Below are 13,456 nucleotides of genomic sequence, written 5' to 3'. Positions count from 1 at the left end.
GCGGATCAGGTGCCGGACGCCGGACCGAAGATCAGCGCCGCGTGTTCGCGCAGATAAATCCGAAGCCATGGCGTGTAGCCATCCGGGGCGCGCAGAACCTCCTCCGCCAATCCGTCTAGCGGAGTCCAGATCGTATCCATCACCTCGTCGGGGTTCGGGATCGGATCCACGCCTTCTGGCAAATCGCCAACGAAGATGTCTACAACCTCATGCTCGATCAAACCGCCACCCACATCGGCGCGGTATTCGACCGTGTCGCGGTAGGTGAGGGTGGCGTCGGCGATCCCCAATTCCTCCTCCAGACGGCGGACGGCACAATGCATTGCGTCCTCGTCCCAGTGGGGATGGGTGCAGCAGGTATTCGCCCATAGGCCGGGCGTATGGTATTTCCCCAGCGCCCGGCGTTGCAGAAGGACTTGCCCGTCGCGCAGCAGAAAGACAGAGATCGCCTTGTGCCGCAGGCCGCGTTGATGGGCCTCCAGTTTTTCGACGGGTTGAAGCGTGCCGTCGATCCATGTGGGAATGTGAATGCTCATGCGCGTTTCGCGGATACGATCCCGGTCAGGTGGGCAAGGTTCTTGATGCCGATCTTGATATGGGCAAGCGGGCGGGCCTTGACCAGCTTCTTGTTCATATAGGCCTCGAATGTCAGGCGCTGCACGTCGACATCGTGGCACAGGGTCACGAAGCGTTCGCGGCGTTCATCGGATTTGTAATAAGCGTTCTGCATCGCGCCGAGGACCTTGAAGACCTGCTTGTGCTCTCGCATGAAAAGCTTGCGGGCCAGTTGCAGATCCTTCACTCGGCCCGATTGCAAGCTGGCCGCAGCGGCAGTTGCGGCCACCCGGCCCCCCACCATCGCGTAATAGATGCCTTCGCCCGAGGAGGGCGCCACGACGCCCGCCGCATCACCCGCAAGCACCACGTCGCGGCCATTGTCCCACCGGTCGAGCGGCTTGAGCGGGATCGGCGCGCCTTCCTTTCGGATCGTCTTGCAATCTTCCAGGCCCGAGGCCACGCGCAGATCCGCCGTCGCTTGTTTGAGGTCCACATCCTTGACCATGGAGCCCATGCCGATGCTGGCGGAGTGGCCATGGGGGAACACCCAGCCGTAGAAATCCGGGCTGATCGCGCCGTCATAGATCACGTCACAGCGGTCGGGGTGATACTCTCCGCGCGGGCCGGGGGCCTCCACAATCTCGTGATAAGCGATCACGTAGGGGATCTTGTCGCCGCCCGGAACCTCGTGCTTTGCCACGTTGGACCGCGCGCCATCGGCCCCGATGACCAATTGGCAGGTCACGCTGTCGTCTTCGCCGGTCCGCTTGTTACGGAAATGGACATGGGTGCCCTCGGCGTCACGGGTGATCTTGGTATAGGTGCCGGTGAACCGATCCGCCCCGGCTTCCGTCGCGCGAACGCGGAGGAACTCGTCGAAATGCTCCCGATCGACCATCCCGACGAAGCCATTCTCGATCGGGATATCGACGCGGCGCTTCGTGGGGGAGATCATGCGCGCCGTGGTGATCTTGGCCACGATCTGGCTGTCGGGGACGTGGAAGTCGGCGATCAGGCGCGGGGGAATGGCCCCGCCGCAGGGCTTGATCCGCCCGTCCCGGTCGATGAACGCCACGGAATGACCGGATCGCGCCAAATCCTCGGCCGCTGTGGCCCCGGACGGTCCGCCGCCCACTACAACAACGTCGTATTTCATGGTCATTCCCCCGGTTGGAGCGTCGGCCGTTGGGCCGGTGTGTGAAGAAGTCTTCCCGCAACCAAGGCGGCGGTCAGGAACAGGATCGCCTCAAGCCCGAAGACGGTGCCGTAGGCGGCCTCTATCGGTAGAGCCAGGCGGGCGAGGTCGAGGATGCCAGTCGCGATCAGCCCGGCGAGGCCCGCTGCGATGGCCTGTGCTGCCCCAAAGACCCCCATGCGCGTTCCGGCGGCGCCCTTTTCGGCGGCGGCCAGGCGCATCATGGAACCGATAGCCCCCACGACGAACAGCCCGTTACCGAGGCCCAGAACCACGGTGAACGGGATAAGCGGTAGGCCGGAACCCAATCCGATCAGGCCGACGGCTGACATGACGCAGCCGATGACGGCCCAGACCCGCAGGCTGCCGATCCGAAAGGTCGACAGCGCCCCGGCGGCGAGCATCCCCAACAAGGCGGCGCCGTCCTTGGCTCCGCCAAGCTTGGTGGAATCTTCGGGTGGCAGCCCGTGGATGTGGCCCGCAAAGGGCTCCAGCACCAGCTCGGAAAGGTAGAAGGCGAGAATGGAAAGGAACACGAACCCCGTGAAGGCGCGCGCGGCGGGATCGGCCCAAGTGGCGACGAGGGCGCGGCGCAGGTTCGGTTCCGCCGGTGCGGGGACGGTACCCAACCTCGCCTCCACCCCCCATGTGGCGATCAATGACAGAAGCGTCGCGATCAGCGCGACGACGGGGACCACCGCCATCAGGCGATCGTGCGAATACGGCTCCAATGCGAAGCCGGTGCCGATGGATGCGGCGATGGCCCCGAAGATCAGCGTGAGCCATGCGAAAGTGGCCGCGGCCGGTTTGCGGTGATCGTCCGATGCGGTGGCCAGAAGAGCGAGGAACGATGTGCCCGCCGCACCGATGCCAAGCCCTATCAGCGCATAGGCGATGATCCAGACGACCAGGGCAGCGGTGCCAGCCAGGTAGGCGATGCCATAGGCGGTCAGGATCAGGCCCAGCCCGACGCAGATCGTGCCGCCGACGATGAACGGCGTGCGCCCGCCCTTCGCATCGGACCGGTGCCCCCAATAAGGCCGCGTCAATTGCACGCCGTAATGAAGCGCGACCAGAAGGCCCGGCAGGATCGCGGGCCAGGACAGATCGACGGTCATCAGGCGGTTGAAGAGGTTCACGGGAAGCGCGGCCAAGCCGCCGATGGCCATGTTGGCGAGGCAGAGCCGTGCGATGCCGCCCCATCCCAACGTCATATCAGCCCCCGGATCGCAAATGCGGTGACCATCATGCCGAGGACGTAGAGCGATACGCCGGTGCCGTTGTACCAAGGCGCCTTGCCCTTGGGATCCCGCAGCAAAACGCGCATAGCGGCCAGTTGCAGGGCCAGGGACACGGCAATGGCCAGCGCGAACCACGGGCCATCCCAGAAAATGAGCAGTCCAATGACGACCCCTTGCGGCAGCGCCATGACGATACAGGCAAGTTTTGCCGCCCGGTCCGGGCCGAGGGTGACGGGAAGGGAGTTCACGCCCATCTGGCGGTCGCCTTCCAGCGCCTTGAAATCGTTGAGTGTCATGATCCCGTGCGCGCCGATGCCGTAAAGAAGGGCCACGATAATAACGGGCCAGGACGGCGCGCCCGCGGCCAGCACTGCGGCGCCGGTAAACCACGGAAGGCTCTCGTAAGAAATGCCGACGAGTCCCGGGCCCCACCACCCGGACCGCTTCAACCGGATCGGTTCCGCCGAATAGGCCCAGGCGGCGGCGATCGCCACCAGCGTCGCACCGAAGCCCCAGGGTCCGAGGGTCAGACCAAGGAAAGCGGCGAAGACCGACATGATGAGCGCGATCCAAAGGCCCCAGCGTCCGGGAATGCGCCCCGACGGGATCGGGCGGTCGGGCTCGTTGATCGCGTCGACATGGCGGTCGCACCAATCATTCGCGGCCTGGCTCATCCCGCAGACGACGGGACCGGCCAGAACAACACCCAGCCCCAGCACCAGCCAGTGGCCCGACGGCGCGACACCGGCAGAAACGGCTCCGCACAGATAGGCCCACATCGGCGGAAACCAGGTGATCGGCTTCAACAATGTCAGGATCGCCCGGGGTTCGGGCAATGTGCGGGTCGGTTCTGTCGTGCTGAGGTCGGTCGTTACACTCATAAGTGTCAGACTAATCTGACACCCCTCGAGTCGGCAAGTGTAAAGGCAGGTTTACGCTTTCGGCGGCGTACCGGAATCGTTCTTGGCCAGAAGCCCGTATTTGCGCAGTTTCACGTAGAGCGATTGCCGCGAAAGGCCGAGCATCTCCGCGGCGGCGACACGGTTGTTATCCGTCAGCTCCACCGCCGTTTCGATGCACATCTTTTCCACCACATCTGTCGTGGCGGACACGATGTCCTTTAGGGGGGCCGACCCAACCAGATCCATCACGTTGCGCATGGCGTCGTCGGACATCGGCGCCGGTCCGCCGGGCAGATTGCCCGCCGGTTCGCGCACCACTTCCATCCGGCTGGTGTCGCGGATCACGTAGGCATATCCGGCCTGTCCGGCGGCGGTCAGGTGAACGGCGGACATCTCCACCGACAATTGCGAACCATACGCCCCGTCTAGCCGCGTGGAATAAAGCCGCATCTTGCGATTACGCGATGCATTGTCCATCAAGACCTTGAGATCGACGGAGCCGCGGGAGAGGAAGTCACCCAGGGATTTCCCTTTGACGTCAGAGAGTTGCCCCGCATCACACAGGCCGAGAAACGCATCATTCGCGGACCGAATAACTCCGTGGGCATCGGTGAAGACAATCGCGTCCGCCCCGTCGCGGTAAAGCGCCGAGAGGACCTGCGAGAGTTCGGCCGCGACGGATTCCGGGCTTCCCGCCGTCTCGATCCGGCACAGAAGCGTCTTGTCGCCCGCCGCGCGGAACACCATCGGATGCAGCAGAACCTCGACCGAGGACCGGCGCGTTTTCGCGGTGATGGTGCGCGCGGCATCATCGCCCGCGGCTTGCACGAGCCCCTCGATGAATTCGCCCCGGCGGCGCCCCTCGAATTCCTGGGTGAACGCCGATCCGGCAAGCGTTTCCGCTTCGGCCCCGAGGATCTGGGCGGCTGATCCGTTCAGGTCCACGATCCGACCGGACCCGACATCAACAAGGGCCAGCGCATCGCGGCTGGCTTCCATGATAACGCGATAGCGCGTCTCGTAGTCCCGGTGGCTCTCGTAATCCTTCTCAAGCGCCAACTGCGCCTTGACCAGTCTATGCTGAAGCTCCGCAATCGGGCGCAAGTCGCGGCCCAGCATCAGGATGATGTCGTCGCGGCCCGTCTTGTGCAGGGTGTAGCGGATCGGGAATTCCCAATTCGCATTGTCGAAATGGTTCACCTCAATCGCGTCGGCCTTGGCCTTCTGTCCGCCGCGATAGGCGGTCAGCTGTGCGTCGATCTTGGGCTGGCTTTCCACCGTCAGGAATTCGCGGATATCGCGGTCCTTCCAATGGTCCAGCCGGCCCAGGGTGGGGTTCAGTGGGTTGGTGACGACAGAATGCACCTTGCCTTCCGTATCAAGCACGATGGCCAGATCCGCTGCTGTGGTCACGATCTCGTTGAATTGCTCGGGCCCGATCGGGGGCGTCGAGGGGGTATCCCAAAAATCTGATCCGCGCGTGTTCATAAGAACCTCTTTCCCGTCACAGATCGTTCGCCTTCATTTCGCATGCACAGACATTGATCGAAGTGGAGGGTCTGCCTCCACGATGTCCAATCCACACGCCGATAACGCATCTTTCGCATCCTGCGCCAGATGGTCCACACCTGTCGCGGCCTTCAAATCTTCATTCTCGGACAATAATGTTCCGCCCAAAACAATTGGCGGCGCAACCTTTGCCGTTGATCGAATTATTTCCACCACTTCCCTTGCGGATGCAAGGGTTCGACGGCCGGAAACTGTCAGGCCCACCATACAATAGCGGCCTTCACGCATCATGGCGGCAATGTCACGTGGATGATCGTCGATGGCGATATCCACGTCGTATCCGAAGCGCCGGAACTTGTCGGCGGCCACGAAAATTCCAAGCGTGTGATCTTCCCCGCGCGGAATGACCAACAGAAGGCGCGGCACTTTCGCGGCCTTGCCCGTCACCGGGGCACGCACCTCTCGCTTGGCGATCTGACGCACGGATTGCTGGACCCGCGCCGTACCGATGGATACGTCCGCAAAGCTGAGCGTGTCGTCGGCCCAACGCTGCCCGAGGATACGCGCGACTTCGGGCAGGATGTGGTCGACGATCTCGTTCTTGGTGAAGCCGTCCCGCTGCAAGTCGTGGATGGCGTCACGCCAAAGTTGCGGATCCCACCCGAGGTATAGGTCGGACAGGGCGTGCATCCGCCGGGTCAGGGTGTTTTCAGGCGTACTGTCACCGCGCACGAGAATACGGATCGCGTGGCGCGCAAGATCGCGCACATCGCCCCGCACCGTTCCCGCGGATTCGTACAGGTTGTTGCTGTCACCGTCTGCCATCGTAGTGCCACTATCCTTGCACACGAGGCACGTCTCACCGTGCGTTTGCGCTCATATGTGAGCCAGCCTTGGTGGCCGAAAGTGTCGCTGAGTCCCGGGGTCAATGTCAAAGGAAATTGACACCCACGCCATTTCCGGCCGCATTCGTCGCGCCATACCTATCACCTGATAGCGCAAATGCCAAGTAATCTAAGGCAAAACGAGTCGATTACCGGGGTGTCAGGCACGGCTGGCAGACAGCGCCGAAAGTGTAAGTTTGGATTGACACTTTGAGGTTTACACCCGTACCTTCGAGGCAGGCCTGAAGGAATCGTAAACGCAATGCCGAGCGACACGCTAACGGAGCTGCCCAGACCGCAGCTCTATACACCGGAACAGCGGGAAAGACGGGACGCGACCATCTGGACGCTGGTTCAGGGCGTTCTGGCGCCGGTGCAATTCCTCGTTTTCCTTGTCTCACTTGCGCTGGTCGCGCGCTACCTCCTGACGGGGGCCGGATACGACGCCGCGACCCTGTCGATCATCGCGAAAACCACGCTTCTCCTGACCATCATGGTGACCGGGGCGATTTGGGAAAAAGTCGTTTTCGGCCAATGGCTTTTCGCGCCTGCCTTCTTCTGGGAGGACGTGTTCAGCTTCGCCGTAATCGCGCTGCACCTGGCCTATGTCTGGGCCCTGCTGAGCCGGTGGCCCGCTGACACCCAGATGTGGATCGCACTGGCAGCTTATGCCGCTTATGTCGTCAACGCCGGTCAGTTCGTGTGGAAGCTGCGCATGGCGCGCTTGGATGTGGGGGTGCGCGCATGAATACCCCCAATCCGATCACCGCCACGACGTGCCGCGATACACCCGTCCTGAAGGAGCGCGGCCAGAGGGAGGTTTTCTGCGGTCTGACCGGCATCATCTGGCTGCACCGGAAGATGCAGGACGCCTTCTTCCTGGTGATCGGCTCACGCACCTGCGCGCATCTGCTGCAATCGGCGGCGGGCGTGATGATCTTCGCCGAGCCGCGCTTCGGCACCGCCATCCTCGAGGAAACCGACCTCGCCGGCATGGCCGACGCGCACGAGGAACTGGACCGCGAAGTCGCCCGCCTTCTGTCCCGCCGCCCGGACATCAAGCAGCTTTTCCTCGTCGGCTCCTGCCCCTCCGAAGTCATCAAGCTCGATCTCGCCCGCGCAGCGGAACGCCTGACGCAGGTCCACGCCCCCCACGTCCGTGTGCTGAACTATTCCGGCTCCGGCATCGAGACGACCTTCACCCAGGGCGAAGACGCCTGCCTCGCCTCCATGGTCCCCGTCCTGCCCACGACGGATCAACGCGAACTGCTCCTCGTCGGTGCCCTGCCCGACGTCGTCGAAGACCAGGCCGTCAGCCTGCTGACCCAAATGGGCATCGGCCCAATCCGCGTCCTCCCCGCCCCCCGCACGGCGGAAACCCCCGGCGTCGGCCCCAACACCGTCTTCGCCTGCCTTCAACCGTTCCTCGGAGATACCGCCGCCGCCCTGACCCGGCGCGGTGCGCACCACATCCAGGCGCCATTCCCCTTCGGCGAAGAAGGCACAACGCTCTGGCTCCGCGCCATCGCGGACGAATTTGGCGTGGACGAGACCACCTTCGAGCGCGTGACCGCCGCCCCCCGCGCCCGCGCCCGCAAAGCCATCGCCAACGCCAGCGAACACCTCAACGGCAAGACCATCTTCTTCATGCCTGACAGCCAGCTGGAAATCCCGCTGGCCCGCTTCCTCACCCGTGAATGCGGCATGGAAGCCATCGAGATCGGCCAGCCCTTCATCCACAAGGGCCTCGTCGGCCCCGACCTTGATCTGATGCCCGCAGGCCCCACGATCTCCGAAGGCCAGGACGTCGACAAGCAACTCGACCGCGTCCGCGCCGCCCGCCCCGACCTTACCGTTTGCGGCCTCGGCCTCGCCAATCCGCTGGAGGCGGAGGGTCTTACCACCAAATGGGCCATCGAACTGGTCTTCACACCCGTCCACTTTTACGAACAGGCAGGCGACCTCGCAGGCCTCTTTTCCCGCCCCGTTCGCCGCCGCGCCCTCCTGAAACTGGAGGCAGCGGAATGAAGCATCCTGTCTTCCATGTGCCCGAAATATCCCGGGGTCTGGGGCAGAGCCCCAGAAACAAGCCATGAAACTCACCGTCTGGACATATGAGGGCCCGCCCCACGTCGGCGCCATGCGCGTCGCAACGGCGATGAAGGGCCTTCACTACGTGCTGCACGCCCCCCAGGGCGACACTTACGCGGACCTGCTCTTCACCATGATCGAACGGCGCGACCATCGCCCGCCCGTGACCTACACAACGTTCGAAGGGCGCGATCTGGGCGAGGACACCGCCGGTATCTTCAAGGTGACGTGCCAGGAAGCCTATGACCGGTTCCAACCGCAGGCGATGATCGTCGGCGCGTCCTGCACCGCCGAGTTGATCCAGGATGATCCGGGCGGATTGGCCGAAACGATGCAGATCCCGGTGCCGGTGATCCCGCTTGAACTGCCCTCGTACCAGCGCAAGGAAAACTTCGGCTCGGACGAGACATTCTACCAGATCGTCCGCGCACTTGCGGCGCCAATGGATCGCACGCCGGACGTCACCGTCAACATCCTCGGCCCCCTCGCGCTAGGGTTCCGACACCGCGATGATATCGAAGAGGTCAAGGGCCTGCTTTTTGAGATGGGCATCGGCATCAATGTCGTGGCCCCCTTCGACGCAACGCCGGAAGATATCACCCGGCTGGGCGCGGCCCATGCCAATGTCGTGCTTTACCCCGAACACGCCGAAAGCGCCGCGCGCCATCTGGAGCGGACCTTCGACCAGCCCTACACCAAGACCGTTCCCATCGGCGTCGGTGCCACCCACGATTTCGTGGCGGAGGTGGCCGCCCTTTGCGGGGTGGAGCCGCGCAAGGACCTCTCTCGCCTCCGTCAGCCCTGGTGGTCCAAGTCTGTCGACAGCACCTACCTCACCGGCAAGCGCGTGTTCCTCTTCGGGGATGCCACCCATGTGAAAGCCGCCGCCCGCATCGCCCGCGATGAAATGGGGTTCGAGGTTGTGGGGCTGGGCTGCTACAACCGCGAATTCGCCCGCCCCATCCGGGAGCTGGCCAAGGAATTCAACGTCCCGGCGCTCATCACCGACGACTATCTTGAAGTCGAGAAGGCCATTGAGGATGCCGCGCCCGAGATGATCCTCGGCACCCAGATGGAACGCCATATCGGCAAGCGGCTCGGCATCCCCTGCGCCGTCATCTCCGCCCCCGTCCACGTGCAGGATTTCCCGGCGCGTTACTCCCCCCAGATGGGCTGGGAAGGCGCGAACGTGATCTTCGACACTTGGATACATCCGCTGGTCATGGGCCTTGAAGAACACCTGCTGGCCATGTTCCGGGAGGATTTCGAATTCCACGACGAAGCGGGCCCGAGCCATCACGGCGGCCACGCCCCAAAACCCGTGGACGCTGCGAGGACACCCGACAGGGTGGAGGAGGAGCGCGTGAGCGAAGCACAGCCCGAAACGGGCTCCGACGTCATGGTCTGGCTCGCGGACGCCGAGATGGAACTGAAGAAGATCCCGTTCTTCGTGCGCGGCAAGGCCCGCCGCAACACCGAGAAATTCGCGGCCGACCAAGGCCTGCACGAAATCTCCCTCGACACTCTTTATGAGGCGAAAGCACACTTTGCGCGGTGACGGCGATCATATTCCCGGCTACCGGGTCGTTATCGTCACGCTGGATCACCACGTGGCCGGCCCCGCCGCGCGTGTGTCCGAAATCCTGTCTTCCGAATTCCCCGGCTTGAACGTCTCCGTCCATGCAGCGGCGGAATGGGCCGAAAACCCGGCCGCGCTGGAAGAAGCGAAGCTGGCCGTCAAGCACGGCGACATCATCGTCACCAACCTTCTGTTCATCGAAGAACATATCAAGGCGATCCTCCCCGATCTGGAGGCGCGGCGCGACGCGTGCGACGCGATGATCGGCATCATCTCCGCCAAGGAAGTCGTGCAGCTGACCCGGATGGGCGACCTCGACATGATGAAGCCGGCCAGTGGGCCGATGAAGCTACTCAAGAAGCTGCGCGGCACGAAAGAACCATCCGCCAATTCCGGCGAGAAGCAGATGAAGCTGCTGCGCCGCCTGCCGAAGATCCTCAAGTTCATCCCCGGCAAGGCGCAGGATTTGCGGGCCTGGTTCCTGACCATGCAATATTGGCTGGGCGGGTCCGACGACAATGTCGAACAGATGATCCGGTTCCTGATCGGCACCTATGCCAGCGATGCCGCCTTCAAGGGGGCCAAGGCGTCGGCGCCGATTGATTATGCCGAAGTGGGCCTCTACCACCCCGATCTGCCCGGCCACCACATCACGACCGATCCCGCCGACCTGCCGCAGCCGGAAAATCCGGTGGCCACCGTGGGCTTGCTGATGATGCGCAGCTACATCCTTGCCTCGGACGCGGCGCATTACGATTGTGTGATCCGGCAGATGCAGGCGGCGGGCCTGGCCGTCATCCCCGCCTTCGCCCATGGATTGGATGGACGTCCGGCGATTGACGCTTACATTGACGGCAAAGTCGATGCGCTTGTGTCGCTGACCGGGTTCAGCCTGATCGGTGGCCCGGCCTACAACGACAGTGCCGCGGCGGTCGATGTGCTCAAGCGCCTCGACGTGCCCTACATCGCGGCCCATCCGATCGAGTTCCAGACCATCGAACAATGGGAGGCGAGCGCCCAGGGCCTTGGCCCGGTGGAGACGACGATGCTGGTCGCCCTGCCGGAGATTGACGGCGCCACCGGTCCCACGGTCTTCGCCGGTCGCCATGGTGGATCGGACCGCACGATGGCCCCCTGCGAGGAACGGGTCGCCGCTCTGGTTGCGCGCACCGCAAAGCGCGCCCGCCTGCGGCGCATGGAAAACGCCGAAAAGAATGTGGGCATCGTCCTCTTCGGCTTTCCACCCAATGCGGGCGCCATCGGCACCGCTGCCTATCTTTCGGTGTTCGAGAGCCTGCACAACACGCTGAGCCAGATGAAGGCGGATGGCTATGACGTGGAGGTTCCGGCGACCGTCGATGACCTCCGCCATGCCGTGCTGAAAGGCAATTCCGACATCACCGGGCAAGAAGCCAATGTCGCCGCCCGCCTTGACGCCGATTGGCTGGTGCGGGAAACGCCGTGGCTGGATGAGGTGGAGGCCGTCTGGGGCCCTGCGCCGGGGCGCGTGCAGGCCGATGGGCGCAGCATATTCGTGCTCGGCGCGCAATTCGGCAAGGTCTTTGTCGGGGTGCAGCCGACCTTCGGATATGAAGGCGACCCGATGCGGTTGCTGTTCGAGAAGGGCTTCGCGCCGACCCACGCCTTCTCCGGCTTCTATCTGTGGCTGTCGCGGGTATTTCAGGCCGATGTCCTGCTGCATTTCGGGATGCATGGCGCGTTGGAATTCATGCCAGGCAAGCAGGCCGGGATGGGGCCGCAGGATTGGCCGGATCGTCTGATCGGGGATTTGCCGAACGTCTACCTCTATGCCTCCAACAACCCGTCGGAGGCGACGTTGGCCAAACGGCGCTCCAATGCCGTGACGATCACGCATCTGACGCCGCCCTTGGCCGCATCGGGCCTCTACAAGGGATTGGCGGATTTGAAGGACAGCCTGACCCGCTGGCGCGCGCTGCTTCCCGACGCGGCGGAGCGGGAGGATCTGGCGGCGCTCATCGACGCGCAGGCCGAAGCGGTCGACCTGGACGAACGCGATCCCGACAAGCTGTGGCTGACGCTGCTGGAAACCGAAGACGCGCTGATCCCCGACGGTTTGCACGTTGTCGGGCGCCCGATGTCGCAAGACGAGATTGTCGAACACCTCAAAGCGATGGCCGACACCGATCCTGACACGCAGGACAGGGTCGCACATCTGCTGCGTGAAGATTCTGAATTGCCCGCCATCATGCGCGCGCTGTCGGCCCATTATATCGAGCCTGTCCCCGGCGGCGATCTGATCCGCAGCCCCGAGGTTCTGCCCACGGGCCGCAACATCCACGCCTTCGATCCGTTCCGCATGCCCACCGCATTCGCGTTGCAGGACGGGGCGAAGCAAGCCGACAAGCTGCTGGAAGCCGCGGGGGATCTGCCCCGCTCCGTCGCGATGGTGCTTTGGGGCTCCGACAATATCAAATCCGATGGCGGCCCGATTTCCCAGGCGCTTGCGCTGATGGGGGCCGCGCCGCGCTTCGACAGCTTTGGCCGCCTGTGCGGGGCGGACCTGATCCCGCTGACGGAGCTTGGGCGCCCGCGCATCGACGTGGTCATGACGCTTTCAGGCATCTTCCGTGATCTTCTCCCGCTCCAGACCCGGATGCTGGCGGAGGCTGCGCACAAGGCCGCCACGGCAGACGAGCCGTTGGAGCAAAACTTCATCCGCGCCCACGCGCTTGATTACGCGGCCAAGATGAACTGTTCGATGGAGGAAGCATCCCTGCGTGTCTTCTCCAACGCCGAAGGGGCCTATGGCTCCAACGTCAACGCGTTGATCGACAGCTCCGCCTGGGGGGAGGAGGATGAGCTTGCCGACGCCTACGAGGCACGGAAATGCTTCGCCTACGGCGTCGACGGCAAGGCCCACAAGAACCCCGGTATGCTGCAAAGCGCGCTCAAGGACGTTGACCTAGCCTACCAGAACCTCGAAAGCGTGGAGCTTGGCGTCACCACGGTGGACCACTATTTCGATACGCTTGGCGGGATCTCCCGCGCGGTGAAACGCGCCAAGGGCGGCACCGAAGCGCCGGTCTTCATCGGCGACCAGACACGCGGGGATGGCAAGGTACGGACCTTGCAGGAGCAGGTGGCGCTGGAAACCCGCTCCCGCTCCCTCAATCCCAAATGGTTCGAGGGGCTGTTGAAGCACGGCCATGAAGGCGTTCGTCAGATCGAGGCGCAAGTGACCAACACGCTTGGCTGGTCCGCGACGACGGGGCAGGTGGATCCATGGGTCTATCAACGCCTGTCCGAGACCTTCGTGCTCGACGAGGACATGCGCCGCCGCTTGGCGGATTTGAACCCACAGGCTTCCGCCCGGATGGCGAACCGCCTGCTGGAAGCCCACGAACGGAATTACTGGCAACCCGACGACGCGACCCTCGCCGCCCTTCAGGCCGGTGCGGATGAGCTTGAGGATACCCTAGAGGGCCTCAACGTGGCGGCCGAATAAGGAAGGATCG

The 13,456-nt window shown here is 63.7% G+C and carries 10 protein-coding genes; 4 read left to right on the top strand and 6 right to left on the bottom strand.

Annotated features, from left to right (window positions below; genetic code table 11):
• Nucleotides 1-5: 5 nt before the first annotated feature.
• The 6 genes from idi to KUW62_RS16855 all read right to left on the bottom strand — a co-directional run bounded on the left by idi (nt 6) and on the right by KUW62_RS16855 (nt 6,230).
• The gene (gene idi / locus KUW62_RS16880) at nt 6-536 is read right to left on the bottom strand and encodes an isopentenyl-diphosphate Delta-isomerase (RefSeq protein ID WP_224816631.1); all 531 of its coding nucleotides are present in this window, start codon (nt 534-536) and stop codon (nt 6-8) included.
• Nucleotides 533-1,714, bottom strand: coding sequence for a geranylgeranyl diphosphate reductase (locus KUW62_RS16875; protein WP_224816630.1), 1,182 nt, complete (start codon nt 1,712-1,714; stop codon nt 533-535). Before KUW62_RS16875 ends, idi begins: the two co-directional genes overlap by 4 nt.
• A 2-nt stretch (nt 1,715-1,716) precedes the next feature.
• Nucleotides 1,717-2,967: a BCD family MFS transporter gene (locus tag KUW62_RS16870; protein WP_224816629.1), complete on the bottom strand. Its 1,251-nt coding sequence runs from the start codon at nt 2,965-2,967 to the stop codon at nt 1,717-1,719.
• On the bottom strand, nt 2,964-3,875 hold the full coding sequence (chlG, locus tag KUW62_RS16865) for a chlorophyll synthase ChlG (protein ID WP_224816628.1): 912 nt from the start codon (nt 3,873-3,875) through the stop codon (nt 2,964-2,966). Before chlG ends, KUW62_RS16870 begins: the two co-directional genes overlap by 4 nt.
• Before the next feature lie 51 nt (nt 3,876-3,926).
• The gene (gene ppsR, locus KUW62_RS16860) at nt 3,927-5,309 is read right to left on the bottom strand and encodes a transcriptional regulator PpsR (RefSeq protein WP_370632904.1); all 1,383 of its coding nucleotides are present in this window, start codon (nt 5,307-5,309) and stop codon (nt 3,927-3,929) included.
• Nucleotides 5,310-5,417: 108 nt separating this feature from the next.
• Nucleotides 5,418-6,230: a B12-binding domain-containing protein gene (locus tag KUW62_RS16855; protein WP_224816626.1), complete on the bottom strand. Its 813-nt coding sequence runs from the start codon at nt 6,228-6,230 to the stop codon at nt 5,418-5,420.
• A gap of 321 nt (nt 6,231-6,551) precedes the next feature.
• Between KUW62_RS16855 and bchF the strand changes: the two genes are divergently transcribed.
• The 4 genes from bchF (at nt 6,552) to KUW62_RS16835 (ending at nt 13,446) form a co-directional block, all read left to right on the top strand.
• Complete coding sequence (gene bchF / locus KUW62_RS16850) at nt 6,552-7,037, top strand: 2-vinyl bacteriochlorophyllide hydratase (protein ID WP_224816625.1); 486 nt, start codon at nt 6,552-6,554, stop codon at nt 7,035-7,037.
• A complete protein-coding gene (locus KUW62_RS16845) occupies nt 7,034-8,317 on the top strand; it encodes a ferredoxin:protochlorophyllide reductase (ATP-dependent) subunit N (RefSeq protein WP_224816624.1) in 1,284 nt (427 codons plus the stop codon). The genes bchF and KUW62_RS16845 overlap by 4 nt, the downstream gene beginning before the upstream one ends.
• 64 nt (nt 8,318-8,381) lie before the next feature.
• Nucleotides 8,382-9,938, top strand: a complete 1,557-nt coding sequence (gene bchB, locus KUW62_RS16840; protein WP_224816623.1) for a ferredoxin:protochlorophyllide reductase (ATP-dependent) subunit B — start codon at nt 8,382-8,384, stop codon at nt 9,936-9,938.
• The gene (locus tag KUW62_RS16835) at nt 9,910-13,446 is read left to right on the top strand and encodes a magnesium chelatase subunit H (protein ID WP_224816622.1); all 3,537 of its coding nucleotides are present in this window, start codon (nt 9,910-9,912) and stop codon (nt 13,444-13,446) included. Before bchB ends, KUW62_RS16835 begins: the two co-directional genes overlap by 29 nt.
• The last annotated feature ends 10 nt before the right edge of the window (nt 13,447-13,456 follow it).

The sequence above is a fragment of the Hasllibacter sp. MH4015 genome (assembly GCF_020177575.1).
Classification (GTDB): domain Bacteria; phylum Pseudomonadota; class Alphaproteobacteria; order Rhodobacterales; family Rhodobacteraceae; genus Gymnodinialimonas.
The sequence above is the reverse complement of the archived record's forward strand: the minus strand, read 5'-3'. Positions and strand labels throughout refer to the sequence as shown.